Annotated in this window: 17 protein-coding genes and 1 pseudogene; 11 read left to right on the forward strand and 7 right to left on the reverse strand. The window is 39.5% G+C overall.

Annotation, left to right across the window (positions count from 1 at the left end; translation table 11 throughout):
* Positions 1-5 precede the first annotated feature (5 nt).
* A protein-coding gene (locus tag XBJ1_RS20400) for an IS1 family transposase (RefSeq protein WP_198408069.1) occupies positions 6-718 on the forward strand; the annotation gives its coding sequence in 2 pieces (ribosomal slippage) (positions 6-258 and positions 258-718; 714 coding nt in all).
* A 32-nt stretch (positions 719-750) separates the two neighbouring features.
* Here the strand turns inward: XBJ1_RS20400 and XBJ1_RS22210 are convergent.
* Positions 751-1,219: pseudogene (locus XBJ1_RS22210) on the reverse strand (ISAs1 family transposase); the annotation flags it as partial.
* An 822-nt stretch (positions 1,220-2,041) separates the two neighbouring features.
* Here XBJ1_RS22210 and XBJ1_RS22215 point away from each other — a divergent pair.
* The 6 genes from XBJ1_RS22215 to XBJ1_RS00695 all read left to right on the forward strand — a co-directional run bounded on the left by XBJ1_RS22215 (position 2,042) and on the right by XBJ1_RS00695 (position 6,722).
* A protein-coding gene (locus XBJ1_RS22215; protein ID WP_419184839.1) for an IS5 family transposase occupies positions 2,042-2,850 on the forward strand; the annotation gives its coding sequence in 2 pieces (ribosomal slippage) (positions 2,042-2,351 and positions 2,351-2,850; 810 coding nt in all).
* 208 nt (positions 2,851-3,058) lie between these two features.
* Entirely contained in the window at positions 3,059-3,787 is a 729-nt protein-coding gene (locus tag XBJ1_RS00675) for a cupin domain-containing protein (protein ID WP_012986770.1), read from the forward strand.
* An 11-nt stretch (positions 3,788-3,798) separates the two neighbouring features.
* A complete protein-coding gene (locus XBJ1_RS00680; RefSeq protein ID WP_012986771.1) occupies positions 3,799-4,374 on the forward strand; it encodes a DJ-1/PfpI family protein in 576 nt (191 codons plus the stop codon).
* Between the two features lie 3 nt (positions 4,375-4,377).
* A complete protein-coding gene (locus XBJ1_RS00685; protein WP_012986772.1) occupies positions 4,378-5,115 on the forward strand; it encodes a hypothetical protein in 738 nt (245 codons plus the stop codon).
* Between the two features lie 10 nt (positions 5,116-5,125).
* Complete coding sequence (locus XBJ1_RS00690; protein ID WP_012986773.1) at positions 5,126-5,839, forward strand: type 1 glutamine amidotransferase domain-containing protein; 714 nt, start codon at positions 5,126-5,128, stop codon at positions 5,837-5,839.
* A 7-nt stretch (positions 5,840-5,846) separates the two neighbouring features.
* Positions 5,847-6,722, forward strand: a complete 876-nt coding sequence (locus XBJ1_RS00695; RefSeq protein WP_012986774.1) for a polysaccharide deacetylase family protein — start codon at positions 5,847-5,849, stop codon at positions 6,720-6,722.
* Between the two features lie 44 nt (positions 6,723-6,766).
* Here XBJ1_RS00695 and XBJ1_RS00700 read toward each other — a convergent pair whose 3' ends face one another.
* Positions 6,767-7,666: a LysR family transcriptional regulator gene (locus XBJ1_RS00700; RefSeq protein WP_012986775.1), complete on the reverse strand. Its 900-nt coding sequence runs from the start codon at positions 7,664-7,666 to the stop codon at positions 6,767-6,769.
* Between the two features lie 182 nt (positions 7,667-7,848).
* On the opposite strand from XBJ1_RS00700, the gene XBJ1_RS00705 reads away from it, so the two are divergent.
* The 3 genes from XBJ1_RS00705 (at position 7,849) to XBJ1_RS00720 (ending at position 10,380) form a co-directional block, all read left to right on the forward strand.
* Positions 7,849-9,030 (forward strand): MFS transporter, encoded by a 1,182-nt coding sequence (locus XBJ1_RS00705; protein WP_012986776.1) that lies wholly within the window; start codon positions 7,849-7,851, stop codon positions 9,028-9,030.
* Positions 9,031-9,160: 130 nt separating this feature from the next.
* Positions 9,161-9,843, forward strand: a protein-coding gene (locus XBJ1_RS20410) for an IS1 family transposase (RefSeq protein ID WP_143827608.1) whose coding sequence is annotated in 2 segments (ribosomal slippage) — positions 9,161-9,233 and positions 9,233-9,843 — 684 coding nt in all. Because the reading frame shifts where the segments join, the coding sequence is not laid out codon by codon here.
* A gap of 18 nt (positions 9,844-9,861) precedes the next feature.
* The gene (locus XBJ1_RS00720) at positions 9,862-10,380 is read left to right on the forward strand and encodes an IS3 family transposase (RefSeq protein ID WP_012986779.1); all 519 of its coding nucleotides are present in this window, start codon (positions 9,862-9,864) and stop codon (positions 10,378-10,380) included.
* A gap of 10 nt (positions 10,381-10,390) precedes the next feature.
* Here XBJ1_RS00720 and XBJ1_RS00725 read toward each other — a convergent pair whose 3' ends face one another.
* The 5 genes from XBJ1_RS00725 to XBJ1_RS22220 all read right to left on the reverse strand — a co-directional run bounded on the left by XBJ1_RS00725 (position 10,391) and on the right by XBJ1_RS22220 (position 14,972).
* A complete protein-coding gene (locus XBJ1_RS00725; RefSeq protein WP_012986780.1) occupies positions 10,391-10,630 on the reverse strand; it encodes a FeoC-like transcriptional regulator in 240 nt (79 codons plus the stop codon).
* A gap of 9 nt (positions 10,631-10,639) precedes the next feature.
* A complete protein-coding gene (feoB, locus tag XBJ1_RS00730; RefSeq protein WP_012986781.1) occupies positions 10,640-12,952 on the reverse strand; it encodes a Fe(2+) transporter permease subunit FeoB in 2,313 nt (770 codons plus the stop codon).
* 64 nt (positions 12,953-13,016) lie between these two features.
* Positions 13,017-13,247: a ferrous iron transporter A gene (gene feoA, locus XBJ1_RS00735; RefSeq protein ID WP_012986782.1), complete on the reverse strand. Its 231-nt coding sequence runs from the start codon at positions 13,245-13,247 to the stop codon at positions 13,017-13,019.
* Between the two features lie 369 nt (positions 13,248-13,616).
* Positions 13,617-14,144 carry a pyridoxamine 5'-phosphate oxidase family protein gene (locus XBJ1_RS00740; RefSeq protein ID WP_012986783.1) on the reverse strand — a complete coding sequence of 176 codons (528 nt, stop codon included), beginning with the start codon at positions 14,142-14,144 and terminating at the stop codon, positions 13,617-13,619.
* A 687-nt stretch (positions 14,145-14,831) separates the two neighbouring features.
* Complete coding sequence (locus XBJ1_RS22220) at positions 14,832-14,972, reverse strand: Tn3 family transposase (RefSeq protein ID WP_012986785.1); 141 nt, start codon at positions 14,970-14,972, stop codon at positions 14,832-14,834.
* A gap of 327 nt (positions 14,973-15,299) precedes the next feature.
* Between XBJ1_RS22220 and XBJ1_RS00745 the strand changes: the two genes are divergently transcribed.
* A complete protein-coding gene (locus XBJ1_RS00745) occupies positions 15,300-16,070 on the forward strand; it encodes a hypothetical protein (protein ID WP_012986787.1) in 771 nt (256 codons plus the stop codon).
* Positions 16,071-16,100 lie beyond the last annotated feature (30 nt).

Consider the following 16,100-nt stretch of genomic DNA (forward strand, 5'->3'; position numbering starts at 1 on the left):
TCATCATGACTGTTACGATAGAAGTGACTTGTCGATATTGCGACCAAGCAGAACCTGTACGCAAACACGGAACAGGTAAGGCTGGCTTCCCTCGCTACTATTGCAAAGGCTGCCAAAGAACCTTTCAACTCAACTATCGTTACAACGGCCATAAACCGGGTATGAAAGAAAAAATTGTGGATATGGCAATGAATGGCTCTGGCGTGAGAGACACAGGCCGTGTATTAGGTCTCGGTATCAATACGGTGATGCGGACATTAAAAAACTCTCGCCAAAAAAAGTAACATCGCGACAGATCGCTTATGACGATGTCACACTTATCTGTGAATTGGATGAGCAGTGGTTTTTTATAGGCAATAAAAAACAACGTCATTGGCTTTGGTATGCTTTTGATACGAAAAGGAAACAAGTCATCGCCCATGTCTTTGACCCCCGAACGGATGCAACCTGCCGAAAATTGCTCAACTTATTGGTGCCTTTTAATATTCGTTTCATCACGACCGATAACGGGGGAAGTTATGCCAGAGAAGTGGTGCCGGAAAAACATAGGGTAGGCAAAATTTTTACCCAACGTATAGAGCGGCATAATCTCAATCTGCGAATTCATATCAAAAGGTTGGCAAGAAGAACCATTTGTTACTCACGTTCAATGGAAATCCACGAAAAACTCATTGGCGCATATATTGAAAAACATCATTACAACCCTTTGGAGTCATGACCAAAAATAAGACAACCACGGATGTCAAGTCAGGCCAACAGCTCAGGTATTACGGTGATTTCGTTCGATTTTTCTGCTGTTTTCTGTTGCCTCAGTACCTTCTTGTTTTCTGTGGCAAACGCACTCACCATATGGATGGTTGAACGCCGATCTTCACGGTGATAAGAGGCGTGTCATGTTTTACCATCAATTGCGATTAAACTGCTTTCAGTGAGTTGATTCACAGTCTGCATCCAGCTGGCATTGCTGGAATTGACGAGGTTCAATACAAGCAATGACCCGGGCAAATAGTGCCATGCACAGGGATACCGACTTTGAGCAGCCCTTTCTTTTGAAATCATTTAAGGTGACCGTTGCCGTAGTCTTCAATATCTTGTCAGCCTTCAGCTCCGGCGATGACGGCGCAAACGGTTAAAAAAAGAATATCAAAAAGGGGGTATTGGATTTTAAATGATTGTCTACTATTTGACCGAAATGCAGTGAAAATGCGTCGATATTCATAGGGATTATCCCGAAAAGGAGCGTATGAGATCATATCCGTCCTTGCAGGTCAAATCCGGTTTTTGTTAACAAAATCTTCACGATCTTGCCCTAATGGAATACCTGTCCCTTAAGAATGTTCTGAATATCATATTATTTATTAATTTTTTATTATATTTACTTAATTTTTTCCACACTAAAACTCAATATAATATAATTTATTTTTGGTCTAATGTATTTTGTTTGTGCTTGAAATATACATTTTTTGCGTATTTATGGCGTAATTAACTAAACATAGTGATTATTAATTTAATAACTACTATTGGATTGCAAATAAAAAAAATTCAACCATAATAGGTCATCTGAAATTTATATAATTATTATTAACCTGACGGCAGTCTATGTCGTCACAAATCTGGAGCTTATGCAGATTTCAGCTACATAAACTCTGATCTAAATCACCACCAGGTTTATATTATTAAGTAATGATTAGGCATTTTGTGGAGAAACTATAGTAATGGTAATTCTTGGAAAATATCAATAGGTCTGATTAGATGGTTTGTATTTTAATATATCGGATGATCACTCCTTTATTTACCAAAACAGTGGTAAGCGCTGAATCTGAGTTTTAAAAACAAGGCATAGATGGTTTGTCTTTCGGGTGATAATGTACTGACTCCTTGGTTAGTATTCCTTAAGGAGTTTCCTTGTCTCACTATTCACTAGATCAGGCTGCCCAGTAGAAACAGGGAGAAATTCCCACATTAGTTACCGCTGCAAAATTTGCTCAATATGTAGGTGTTAATGTAATTCGTGCTGGGAAAACAGCTGTGGGAGAGTGATATTATTATTAAACGTCAGCAGCCTTGTTTGCCCCTTGTCCATTCAGAGCTAGCAGGACGTCTACATGTTGAATATCGCCGTGTGATGAATGGGGTGTTCTGGGTGGGGGCACCATGGCACGATTTACCTGAGCGCTATGGGCCTTGGAAAACGGTCTATAACCGATTTAATCGCGGATCAAAATCGGGCATTATCGACAAAATATTTAACCGATTACTGTCTGTTCTTGATGAAAAAGGCTTAATTGACTGGTCTGAAATTTGCCTAGATGGCAGCAATATTCGCATCAGTAAAGATGCTGCAGGCGCGAAAAAAAACATCTCGATATTGCTGGCGATTATGTGCTGGGTCGCTCACGTGGTGGTTATGATACAAAAATCTATTTGGCAACTGACGGAAAGGGCTTTCCATTTAACCTGATGTTGACCGTAGGGCAAGCCCATGAAAGTCAATCCGCTATCCCTTTGCTCGACGGAGTTGGCGTACAACGTAAAAATGGCTTCATGAAATGGCGTGGCAAAGCCGTGTTGGCCGATAAAGGCTATTCGGGCGGAAAACCCCGCAGTTACCTGCGAAAATTGAGACTAAAAAGCATTATTCTTTATAAAGTCAATGAAAAAGGTAGTAGTGATGGGTGTACACAATTTGATGAACCGATTTGTCGTAACCGCAATGTTGTCGAACGCTGTTTCGGTTTTCTTGAAGGAAATCGGCGTATCACAACCCGTTATGAAAAAACAGCACGAAACTATCTGTCCATGGTGAAATTGGGCAGTATTCGACTCTTTTGCAGAAGGTTATATAATTGAGTGATATAGCCTAGCGCTAAAACTATTCTGTTCTACGGAGTGAATATTCGTCAGGCCTATAATTTTAGAAAGAACCGTTATAATAATTATTATAAGATAAAACAAAAAATGTGATTTCACATTTATGAAACAGTTTTTATATACTTGCATTACATTTTAAGGTATTTACAAAAAAAATTAGATATATATTTTATGTGTGGGGAAAACAATGAATATTCGTAATAGAACACCGAATTTTGATGACGTAGCTAACATTGTGAAAATTCTAGGGATAACATCTAATAATGGTGAATCTTTTGATAGAGATTTGCATCTTTATTCACTAATAGAAAAACCATGGGGGTTTGAATATCGGGTTTATTGTGATTCAATTTTTGATGTATGGAAATTACATATATCTCCACAGGAAAAAACCTCTATGCATTGCCATATTCAAAAAGATACTGTTCTCATCTGCTTAAATGGTAGTGGTGTGACAAAATTCCTTGATGGTGATGAGTTTAATATATCTGTTGGCCAAGTGGTTTATATAGAGCGAGGAGTTTTCCACCAAACTATTTCGACTGGAAATGATTACCTTGAACTTATTGAGGTAGAAAATCCAAGAAATAAATTCGACCTATTACGTTTGTCAGATGATTATGGTCGAGCGGCTCAATCATATGAAAATGTTAGTCTTAATCATGACCTGCTTTCTCCACTAAAATTAATCTCACCAGGAGCATATATTCGAAATGTTGACATAAACTCTAAATTTTCTTTTTTCCTTGAAAAATTAAATATTGATATATTAGATGATGAAAATATTTTATTTATTGTCAGTCTTAGTATTGATAGTCATCTTTCAGGAAAAATAAATATCTTTTTAAAAGAAGATGTTAAATGTCGTAGCTATATTGGCCAACAAGTCTTACTAATATCACGAAAAAATAAATAAAGGTATATTTTATGTTAGATAAATTTAAATTGGTTATTATTACCGGACCAGGATTCCAAGATCATGATCTCGTTTACACTTATTACCGCTCAATAGAAGAGGGTTATGATGTTTCCATCGCTACTAAAGATGGAGAATCTGTAATTGGAAAGTATGGCATCTCAGTACCTATGGATAAACGGGCAAAACAAAATATTACATTTGACGATTTGAATGAAGAAAAATTTGATCTTGTCATTCTTACTGGTGGTCATGAAGCACCTGACCGGGTTCGTCAGGATCAACGGGTAAAAGATTTTGTGTCTAATATGTCTAAACAAGAAAAAGTAGTAGCAGGCTTGTGCCATGGTCCTTGGATCATGATTTCTGCTGGTGTGATGAAAGGCAAGTTAGCTTGTGCTTATGTGGGTTTGAAAGATGACATGGAGAATTCTGGGGCTAATGTTATTGAAGCTGATGTTGTTGTAGATAAAAATATTATCACATGCTCTTACTATTCTGAATGTGGGAAATTTATGAAAGAAACTTTTGCGGCAGTTAAAAGATGGAACAAAGGTGAAAAGCTAACAGAACCATTAGTGGTGTAAAATATGATTATTGCACTTGATTTTGATGGTGTGGTTGTTGATGCTATCGATGAATGCCTTCTGGTTTCTTGGAATACATTTAACGGAAAAGGATATCAGCAATTTAATAAAAATACTTTGGAATCCATTCCTAGATCTTTCAGAGAAAAATTTCTCAATTATAGAAGTTACGTGAGACATGATGGGCATTTTATTGTTCCCTATTATTTAAATGATGAGGTTTTTGTAAATAAGGATAGTTTCGAAAATGTTTATTCTAGAATATCCACGTCTGATAAAGATAGATTTAGAAATTCATTTATAGAATATAGAATTAAGGTGCGTAATACATACCCCAAAGTATGGACGTCACTGCATAAATTTCTTATGGATATTGAGACATTATTAAATTCAGGAAATGAGTTCATCATAGTTTCAGGAAAGGATTCTAGTTCTATACATTTTTTATTGTGTATGATAGGGGTTGAATTTCCCATTTCAAAAATATATGGAAGGATGACCAATAAATCTGAAACATTAAAATCCATAAATAATAAAGCGTACATGAAAGGAGAGAAATTTATTTTTATAGATGATAATTTAGATAATGTTAAAGAAGCTATTAATAATGATATCCCTTCTGTTTGGGCAGAGTGGGGATACAACACAAAAGAACAATTTTGTGAAGCAAAACAGCTTAAAATCCCTTCGCTGAAGCAGAAAGACTTAAGCGATCTTATCAAATCACTTCATCAATATTAAGTGAGGAAGTATGATCAATAATGTTAAAAGAGCTTTAATTATCGTAACATCACATGCAATTTTAGGGAAAACGGGAAGGCAAACTGGATTTTATTACGAAGAACTTGCTACACCTTATTGGGAATTTGTTGATGCGGGATACACCGTTGACATAGCCTCTATTAATGGAGGGACAGCTCCCGCTGATCCAAGTAGTGTTAAAAGTTCCGACCAACAACCAAAGTCTGTGCGTCGTTTCCTCAACGATAAAAGCTGTATGAATAAGGTTAATACTACAAAATCAATTTTGAATATTGATCCGAATAGCTATCAGATTGTCTTTCTTCCCGGTGGGCACGGTACGATGTGGGATTTTGCTCAATCTATGTCTCTGGCAACGCTACTTAGCAAGCTCTATCAAAACGGTGCTGTTCTTGGTTCTGTATGTCATGGTGCAGCCGGATTGTTGAATGTAAAAACTGCTGATGGTATTCCACTTGTGGAAAACCGAAAAATTAATTCTTTCACTGAAGCTGAAGAACAAGCCTCTGGTTTAGATAACGTAGTTCCTTTCATCCTCGAAACTGAGCTCAAAAAACTCGGTGCACATTTTGAATGTGCGGCTAATTTTGAACCCTATGTAGTATCTGATGGTCGTTTGATAACTGGTCAAAATCCAGCATCTTCTGGTTTGGTAGCCGCTGCTATTCTCAAGGCTGCTAATCATCTTTACAATAAGGAGTAACAATATTATGACCAAAGAAATTCTTTGTGGATTCGGTGTGGGTGTAGACGCGGTTGCCGGTTGGTTATCTTCGTATGGTGGTGAAGATTCACCAAGTGACATTTCACGTGGAATGTTTGCTGGTGAAATCGGTGTTCCACGGCTTCTTAATTTGTTCAAAAAATTTGATATCCCAACAACTTGGTTTATACCTGGTCATTCGATCGAGACATTTCCTGAACAAATGAAAATGGTTGTAGATGCAGGTCATGAAATTGGTGTACATAATTACAGTCATGAAAATCCTATTGATATGACGCCGGAACAGGAGAGGATAGTCTTACAAAAAAGTATTGATATGGTCACCAAATTATCTGGGAAAAAGCCAACAGGATATGTGGCTCCTTGGTGGGAGTTTTCTCCATCAACTACAGATTTGCTCTTAGAGCATGGCATCAAATATGATCATTCTCTTATGCATAACGATCATCTTCCATATTATGTACGTAAAGGTGATTATTGGACGAAAATTGATTACACAAAACATCCTGACGAATGGATGAAGCCGTTGATCAGGGGGAAAGAAACTGATCTTGTCGAACTTCCTGCTAGTTGGACCGTAGATGACATACCTCCTTTTATGTTTATGAAAAATAAAGCCAATAGTCAAGGTTTTATGAATCCGCGTGATATTGAACAACTATGGCGCGATCAATTTGATTGGGTGTATCGGGAAATGGAATATGGTATTTTCACTTTTACTATTCATCCTGATGTTTCAGGCAGACCTCATGTATTAATGATGCTTGAAAGACTTTTGGTACATATGTTGGGTCATCCTGGCGTAAAATTTATGACACTCAATGATATTGCGGATGATTTCAAAAAAAGAAATCCACGATAATAAAAATATAGGCTATTTAAAGCAGCCATTTCTGGCTGCTTATTTCATCCAAAGTAACCCTGTTGAGCTAAGTTGATTATATGATTTTTAACATATAAAACTCTTGGGTGCCGCAGTGCGCTTTTATTCCACACAAGATAAAAATTATTCTCTGGAATATTAGTATTATGGTTTATTTTGAAAACTTTCCTGCTTTTAAATCCATCTTCGCATAAATATTCAGGCATAACGGTCCATCCATTATTATCACTTATAATTCTCCCAATTACTCTGAGATCAGAGATGGTAATTGATGGTAAAATATCTGCCTCAACACCAAAAACTAATTTATAATAATCTCTAATTAGAGGTAATTGATTATCGTAGGAAATTAATGGGTATTTTTCTAATATTTCAGGGCTGATTGATTTGTTCTTTAATTCAGCTGCTATAGATGCTGATGTTACTATAATGAGTTTTTCTTTTCCTATGATTTCAAAGCCGAATTTATTTTCATCTGGGCAAGATGTTGTAAAAGCCAAATCACTATCTCCATCATTCAAACTAGAATAAATTTTTTTTCGGTCACCAATCAACAGCTTAAATCTGAGCTGTTTATTAATGATTGAGGATAAAATATTTGCTGATTTTGCCCATAGAAAATCAGCTGGAGCAATGATCTTCACGACACCTTCAATTTTCTTCGATTTTCCACGAATTAATGAGAGTTTGGTTTCAATCGCATCTAAATGAGTCCCTATTTGAAGGACAAGATCATCGGCTTCAGCCGTAGGTATAACGCCATGGGAGCGACGAGTAAATAATACACTACCCATAAATGACTCTAGAGAGTGTACATGTGCAGATACAGCAGGCTGACTCACTCCCAGCCTCGTTGCAGCTTTTGAAATCGAACCAGATCTATAAACATCAAGAAAACTACGTAATTGAATAAGATAGCTCACAGACAGTTCTCCTCTTCCAGAAGTAACTCTTGTTCAATGGTCATGTAAAAATATTGAATTACTTGTTGAAATATAAATGATATTAAAATACTTATATCATATGCAATATAAATTTATTTTTATTATGTCTATTCTATATTTATTATGATCTTACATAGTCATAGGATATTTTGGAGTCGAATATGCCGTTTGTTATTTATATTTTTTCTTTGTGTGCGTTTGCTCTCGGACTGACAGAATTTCTGGTGATTGGACTTGTATCAGCCATATCTACTGACTTCCATACATCAGTAGAGTCTGTTGGTTTAACAGTCACGGCTTACGCAGTAGGAGCGACCATTGGAGCCCCATTCCTTACAGCAGTAACCACGAGATGGTCACGAAAAGGTGTAATGCTCACTACAATGATGATTTTTTCTATCGGGAGCCTGGCGGCAACATTTTCCAGTAGTGTTGAAATGATGATTGTTTCGAGATTTGTCGCTGGTCTTGCTCACGGACTGTTCTTAGCTGTTTCAGCTAGTGTCGCGACTGATCTTGTTCCTCCAGAAAAAAGTGGGGCAGCAGTTGCATGTGTTTTTACTGGGCTAACACTGGCGCTTGCCTTAGGTGTTCCAATAGGAACATATTTAGGAAGTGTTGTATCTTGGAAATTTAGTTTTTCTTTGGTTACGATATTTGGATTAATCGGCCTTATCGGATTGATTTTTTTGATGCCAGCCAATACAGGAAATAAAAATGATGTGATTGCACACCCGGTAAAATCATTATCTTATATATTTAGTCCTACTCTTCTTTTAGGTGCACTTGTTACTGTATTAGGTTATACAGGTGCATTTACTTTGTATACATATATCTCCCCTTTCCTTTATCAGGTAACCAAAGTTTCTATTCAGACAGCAAGTTATATGATGTTGATTTACGGAGGATTTGCTGCTGCTGGAAATATTATAGGTGGAAAAATGACAGATGCTATCGGAGCGGATCGCTCTGTCATGATCATATTATTGTCACTGAGCGCTGATTTACTACTTATGTACTTTTTCGGGCAATCATTGATAATAATGGGTATTCTAATTGCAATTATTGGTGCAATTTCTTATGCGGCAGTTCCTGCCATGCAAGCTAGAGTAATAAGCATTGCTAAGTATAATGTTCCTGAAGCAATTCCGGTGGCTTCGGGGCTTAACATTGCAGGTTTTAACGCAGGAATAGCTTTAGGCTCCGTTGTGGGGGGAATAATTATTTCTTATTTATCCATTGCTTACCTTGCATTAGGCGGTGTTGTAATATCATTAGCTGGGATATGTGTCATGATATTTCTCCCTAGACCAACCAAGATTTTGATCAGTCAGGATGAGTAATATGTTTTAATCTTATGTTTATTATAGATATTCTATTTTAATAAAACAGGATACTTTGATAGATAGGATGGTTGTGTATTCAAAGCGTTGTTCTTAAGTTATAATCACCATTTTTATGGGGAGAACTTGAGTGGCAACAGTGGAAGTAAAATGCCGCTTTTGTAACCAAACAAAAGCGGTGAAAAAGTATGGTAAAGGGAAAGGGGTCACCAGCGTTATCGTTGCTTTTCCTGTCATCGCACTTTCCAACTGGATTATTCTTATCGCGCCTGCTATGCCGGGATAAAAGAACAAATCTTTGATCCTGCTATGAATAATTCAGGTATTCGTGATACCGCACGGGCATTACATATCAGTATTAATGCTGTTGTTCGCACCCTAAAAAACTCCGCCAAGATGGGTAACCTGGATAATTTGGAAATTCAGTTAATCTGTGAAGTTGACGAGATGTGGTCTTTTGTCGGCAATAAAAAACAACAACGTTGGTTATATTATGCTTGGGAACCCCGTCTGAAACGTATCATTGCTCATACCTTCGGAAGGCGGAATAAGAAAACGCTGAAGAAGCTATTGAAAAAACTCGCTCGATTCAACGTAGCTTTCTGGTGTACAGATAATTTAAATGCTTACAATATGTTACAAACGAATAAACACCTCATCGGGAAAAGTTTCACGCAGCGGATCGAGCGTGAAAATCTCACCATTCGTAATCGAATTAAGCGATTAAACCGCAAAACATTGGGTTATTCAAAGTCGCCGGAAATGCATGATAAAGTCATAGGGACTTTTATCGAAAGAGAATATTATATTTAGAATCAATCAACGGATTGAATGCATAACCCGAGCATCCAGTGGTCCGGTGATATTACGTCCATCCGCATAAAAGAGGGCTGGCGCTATCTTGCCGTGGTGATTGATTTATTTTCCCGTCGCGTGGTAGGAATGGCAATATCTTCCTCCCCGAATGCTGAGTTGGTATGTCGGGCACTGAACAATGCGTTAGAAACGCGTTATATTGAAGGCCGACTGATTTTTCACTCAGATCAAGGAAGTCAATACAGCAGCAAAAAGTTTCGCCGGTTACTCTGGCGAAATCAGGTTATCCAAAGCATGAGTCGAAGAGGCAACTGCGATGATAATTTCCCAATGGAACGGGTATTCCGGAGCTTGAAAAGTGAATGGATCCCACCAGAAGGTTATCTGGATATTCATGATGCGATACGGGATATTACCCAATATCTGGGTGGCTATTACAATCACCAACGTCCCCATCGCTTTAATGGCGGGATGTCATCGGTTGAATACGAAAGAGGTTGGGAAGAGGCTAAAAATATGTCCGATATCTTTTGACCACTATACCTCAGTTTTTTACCATCAGTTGATACACCTTAATAGTGCATTTCTGCGTTTCTGGACATTGCTTGCAGCCACCGCTCAGGCAGGAGGAAGTATCGACTTCCTCCAGTTTACCCATTGTGACGAGCTGTTTGAGCATGGCTTCTACCATCGGTAGCGGTGTTGAAAACTGATGGCTCAGTGACCTTGCATCGGTGCGCCCGTTGAGGGCGACAGCATCCCGGATTTTCAACAGGCTAATCATGTCTGGCTCCTAGTGACAGCTACCGTTAGAGCATTCGCAGCTCCGGCCTGCGGTGTTATTGAACGTCATGGTGACTCTGCTGCGAGCACGGCGTAAGCCGATAAAGACCAGTACGTTAAATACAATCACGGCCAGAATGGTAATCAGGCTGCTTTGTGGATGCGCCGAAAATGTCGTGACTTGATAGAACACTGCCGCCAGCGAATAAGCGACATCTAATCCCCACAGGATGGAGAAGAGCATCCAGCCACGGCTGGTTTCACGGGCAATCGCCCCCATTACCGAAACACAGGGTACGTACAGCAGTACGAAAATCAGATAACTGTAAGCGGAAATGGCGGAACCAAATTTGGCACTCATCGTTCCCATCGCGCCGCTATCCATATTGCCATCGCCTTTACTGGCCTCAATCGGGTTGGAAAGGGCACTCAGGGTAAATGTCTCTTTCAGGCTGTCCCATGTCTCCGCAACGGCACCTTTCAGTTCATTCAGCAGATGGAATTCATCCGGATTGAATGGCGCTTGGTTGAGGTTCTCAGCGGTATACAGGGTATTCAGCGTACCGACGACAACCTCTTTTGCCATCGCACCGGTGATCAGGCCAACCGTCGCCTGCCAGTTATCGGAATGTACGCCGATAGGATACAGGAGTGGTGTGATCACCTTACTGACAGAAGCCAGCGCAGATTCGTTGATGTTATCCACCGCTTTGCCGGAGAAGGAGAAACTATTCAGGGCACCAATGAGTATGCTGGCTGCAACGATCACTTTACCTGCACGGATCACAAAACCTTTCAGACGCTGCCATGACTGGAGCAGCAGGGTTTTGGCATGGGGGACGTGATAGACCGGCAGTTCCATGACGAATGGCGATGCTTCACCGCGCATCAGGGTGTGTTTGAGGAGCAGGCCGGTCAGGACAGCGACTGTGATACCGAGTATATACAGCGAGAAGACGATGCTGGCACCGCTTTTACCAAAGAAGGCGGCAGCAAAGACGGCAAAGATGGCCAGTCGTGCTCCGCAGGACATAAAAGGCGCCATCATGATGGTGATCAGCCGTTCACGCGGTGCGTCTAATGTTCTGGAGCCCATCACGGAAGGAACGTTACAGCCAAAGCCGACAATCAAGGGTACGAAAGATTTACCCGGTAAACCCAGTGATTGCATTAACCTATCCATCACAAATGCGGCACGAGCCATATAGCCTGAGTCTTCAAGAAAGGAAAGGAACAGGTACATCAGGCCGATTTGAGGAACCAGTGGCAGCACCGTGTTGATCCCCCCACCAACGCCTTGGGCAAGGAAAACCGTCAACCAATCCGGGAAGTGAAGTGTGTGGCCGAGCCAGCGCATACCATCAATGAAAATGGCGGTGGAAGCACCATCGAATATCGGTTGCAGCGCGCCACCAAGATTGATGGCCAGCACAAACATCAGATACATGACGAACAGGAAAATCGGCACACCCAGCCAGCGGTTCAAGATCACTTTATCCATCACTTGAGTCAGCTTGTGCGGTGTCGCGGCATGGGTATCAATGACAGCCAGGCACAGCGCATTAATCGCTTGATAGCGTGAATCGGCGATAACCAGTTCCGGCTCGTCAAGCTGCTGCTGTTGCAGGCGCATTTTGCTCTCAGCGAGCTGCGACTGCGTTAGTCCTGCTCGCTCACGGCTGTAAATGTCCCCTTCCAGCACCTGCAAAGTCAGCCAGCGGCGCTGTTGCGGGTTGAAATTCTGAGTTATCTGGCTGGCAAGATGATTGACTTCCTGCAACAGGGAATCGGGATATTCAATCCGTACAGGTTGGGAAGACGGTTGATAATGGTCGATGGCTTTCTTCAGTGTATCGATCCCCGTGGCACGGGTAGAAACCAGCGGAATAACCGGGCAGCCGAGGCGTTGCTCCAGCGCCGCAATATCAATGTTGATATGTTGGTTTTTGGCGATATCCAGCATATTCAGAGCGACAATACAGGGGATGCCCAGTTCAATTAGTTGCAGCGAGAGATAGAGATTGCGTTCCAGATTGGAAGCATCAACGACATTGATCAACATATCGGCTTCACCACTGAGAATGTAGTGGCAGGCAATCTGTTCATCAATGGAGGTCTGCTCCGAAATGGTCGTGAGGGAATACGTTCCGGGAAGGTCGACAAGCTCGATTTGCTGCTCATCGGTGGTAAAACGGCCGGTCTTGCGTTCTACCGTAACACCTGCCCAGTTACCTACCCGTTGCCGGGAGCCGGTGAGTTGGTTGAACAGCGTGGTTTTGCCGGCATTCGGATTACCGATCAGACCTATTGTTAATTGTTTCATCATACTTTTTGCCAATCAGGGAATGAGACTTTCTGTGGTATTTGGTTGGTGACTGTACTGAATTTCATTCAAGTGGGGTGTTATCTAGTGTGATAAACGCTAAGTCTTTTTTACGCAGGATCAGATTGACTCTGCGTGTTTCGATTTGTACAGGATCGCCTAAAGGAGCCACGCGAATGACCTGAAATGTGGAACCAGGCAACATCCCGAGTGACAATAATTTCTGCCGATAGGCGGGGCTAATCTGTGCAGAAAACCCCAGAATTTTATAACTTCGATTTGGAAGAAGTGACATATAAACTTCCATTAAAACTGAAAAGGTAAGTGATTATAAGAATTATTATCCCTAATCAAGCAGGAACCACAAGAAAAAAGTACGTTTATTATTTCTGATCCTGATTGTGAATGATAATAATAGTAAATATTCATGATATTTATTTATCACTGAATTTTTATGGAAGAAATTGATATTAATCAAATTAATGGTTATTTAATTGAAAGTAAATGACATTTCTATTATTGTATATTTAAATTAATAATCATTTATTAATAAATAGAATGAATGATTTAAACGTGAAAGATGAAATGAATACCTGCTATTACAAGCCCCGATAACATATGAGGCTTGTTGATTTTTATTTTTCGATTAGTATTACGAATGTTTTTATTGATTTTCAGGCGGATGAGTCAATTCACTCAGTGGAACAAAAACGCGGCCATCATCTTGTTGATTGTGCCAAAGTTCGGAATCGTATACCCACCACTCTTGAACGTCTAATTCATAAAACCGCCGGCGGCCATGGCCGTGAAATTCACTGAGAGGCCGGGCTTTTTTCTTTCTGATATTTTCATCAGGAAAAAGGAAGTTAAAGTAGTAATCGTAAGTTTCCTGCAACTCATTGTCCGGGATTTCGTGAGCCTGGCCGATAAACTGTGCCCCTGCAAGATCCAGTGATGTGTCAGGATTGACCCGGTTGTGGTAAAGCGAGCCACTGACTAATGGGTTGATAGAAATTTCGTGCGAATGACGGGTAATCAATTTTGAATACCAGATCAGGCGTAATGGATCGTATCTTGGAACATACAGCAGTGACGCTGACCAAGGTGAGCCTGAATCAGGATGGTGAGTGGCAAGGCTGAAAAATCGTATATTGCTGAGTAGATCAAAACTGCTTTTAGCATATTTATTCATAACTTTTTCCTCAACAGAATATATCTGTATATCAGAGCATTATGGAATTATTAATTTGTTATATTTTTATATTATTCAATAGGATTTCATGAATATGAAATTTATTGAATGATAGATTATACGGAGTATTGGCAGGAATCGTCAGTTATAATCACTCATTCAAATTTGTTATATTAGTAATAAATTAAATCAATTTTATGAAGATTATGACATTTTTACTGATGGGGTGTGTGGGAAGGCCGTTTATTTTCCTCTTGCCGATACTGGCCTTTTTAAATCAGATTGTTAGCGATGACATCGGCGTTTAGCGTGGTTTTTTCGTTCCATTGGACGTCGACCCCCTATCTTAGTCGATAAATCAAACACACCAAAAACAGACGATTCACAAATTTATGGATAGATTTCTCTCTGGCTTATCCACAAAGATTGTGGATAAGTTTATATGGGGTAGACCCAACAGTCGTGTCACCAGCCGCCATTTTGACTACGGAAGTTCAAGACGAGCATTCATATTGAGTCGAACCGTCCATATGGATTGACGTGTTCCCATATCAGTGGCGTCAGAGCAGCATAATCCCGGGGCGTAAATTTTCCCTCCTAATGGGGTTGGGACAATACTTCCTGGATCATCAGTGTGTTGATATCAATCATGCAGTTTTGAATCAGGTGCAGCGCCAGCATGCTGACTTAATGAGCTTCGCGAGGATTACTCGTCATCTCACCACGGCGTGCAAAGAATACAAAATTAGTTACACCATTCCATTGTTTGGCTACATTCAGTTCTTCGTTAACTTTCCTACGTAATGTTCCGTTCAGGTAGTGGCACAAAAAGGACTAACGGGGGCATTTGTGCAGAAATTTACGGTTTCATCTTGTTGTTGGTGTGGTCACTTTTTATATGAATGTGTTATATTAATTTTTTAATTAAAAATGGATATATTGTATGGATGAGAAAGATGATTTGATGTAAAAATAGATAATATCATGGTTAATAGTTCAGTGAAATCTGAGGGAAAACTAGCTGTAATGATGATATTCTGTTTTCAATTATTGTCAGTAACTCAAACTGATATGATTAAAATGCGTGTTTCGGATGGTAGAGAGTTGGTATTAAAATTTGAAGAAAACAAAGTTAATCATTGATTGAGGTTATATATGGAATTCGATAGTAACAGCCATGAAAATGCCATACAGGAAGCGCAAAGGATTTTAAAAGAAGCTCAAACTGATCTTGCTTTAAGATTGGAAAAGGCGGTTGAAGGTGTAAGGGAAGTTGCACAGGAAACAATGCATACCATAGGACAAGGAGGGCAGAGAGCTTTATGGAGAACTTCATATTTTTTTGACAGTTATGAAGATGTATATCAAAGAATAAATAGAGAAGATGCAAGGGTATTTCTCGCGGCTTGGTCGGTAGCTAGAGGAGGTTTATTTGAAAATAATGTTATAAAAAAAATTGTTGATATTTACATAGATAAATTATTAGAGCCTCATGAGCGTGATCAGGCTTTTTTAAATGAACTTTATGAAAAATTAGTTCGTTCGTCTACAATCATGATGCATTTAGTCGCTAAATTTAAGACATCAGGTTTGGCAAAGAATGCTGTTGTTTCTGCCATAACAGAAGCTATCTATGTAGCAGTAATTAAAAAAGCATTTATTAGGGAAGGCTTTAAGAAGTTTGGAATGTCTATCACTTTAGCATTTCAATTTTATGGTTATTTTGATAAGGCTGCTGTATCTGCGAGTAAGTTAAAAAGAGAATGTCCTGTTTTATACTGGTCTTTTTATGCTAATGAGATAGAGATGTTGTATTTTATTTTTGAACCTTTATTTAAACATGGCATTTCTACAATAAAAAAAGGAAAAGGGAGTAATGTAGATGATGTTTATTTAGCTATAATGGAAATCGTTGGTTATAACTGAATTTCAGGTCATGTTAGTCAGGAGCTAAGA

This window comes from Xenorhabdus bovienii SS-2004, from assembly GCF_000027225.1.
Taxonomy (GTDB): Bacteria; Pseudomonadota; Gammaproteobacteria; order Enterobacterales; family Enterobacteriaceae; genus Xenorhabdus; species Xenorhabdus bovienii_C.

Bases quoted from the DNA above. Each gene is read 5' to 3' on its own strand.
- XBJ1_RS00695 (WP_012986774.1), top strand. From the start codon at position 5,847: ATGACCAAAGAAATTCTTTGTGGATTCGGTGTGGGTGTAGACGCGGTT.
- XBJ1_RS00675 (WP_012986770.1), top strand. From the start codon at position 3,059: ATGAATATTCGTAATAGAACACCGAATTTTGATGACGTAGCTAACATT.
- XBJ1_RS00680 (WP_012986771.1), top strand. From the start codon at position 3,799: ATGTTAGATAAATTTAAATTGGTTATTATTACCGGACCAGGATTCCAA.
- XBJ1_RS00745 (WP_012986787.1), top strand. From the start codon at position 15,300: ATGGAATTCGATAGTAACAGCCATGAAAATGCCATACAGGAAGCGCAA.
- feoB (WP_012986781.1), bottom strand. From the start codon at position 12,952: ATGAAACAATTAACAATAGGTCTGATCGGTAATCCGAATGCCGGCAAA.
- XBJ1_RS00705 (WP_012986776.1), top strand. From the start codon at position 7,849: ATGCCGTTTGTTATTTATATTTTTTCTTTGTGTGCGTTTGCTCTCGGA.
- XBJ1_RS00690 (WP_012986773.1), top strand. From the start codon at position 5,126: ATGATCAATAATGTTAAAAGAGCTTTAATTATCGTAACATCACATGCA.
- XBJ1_RS00740 (WP_012986783.1), bottom strand. From the start codon at position 14,144: ATGAATAAATATGCTAAAAGCAGTTTTGATCTACTCAGCAATATACGA.
- feoA (WP_012986782.1), bottom strand. From the start codon at position 13,247: ATGTCACTTCTTCCAAATCGAAGTTATAAAATTCTGGGGTTTTCTGCA.
- XBJ1_RS00685 (WP_012986772.1), top strand. From the start codon at position 4,378: ATGATTATTGCACTTGATTTTGATGGTGTGGTTGTTGATGCTATCGAT.
- XBJ1_RS00725 (WP_012986780.1), bottom strand. From the start codon at position 10,630: ATGATTAGCCTGTTGAAAATCCGGGATGCTGTCGCCCTCAACGGGCGC.
- XBJ1_RS00720 (WP_012986779.1), top strand. From the start codon at position 9,862: ATGCATAACCCGAGCATCCAGTGGTCCGGTGATATTACGTCCATCCGC.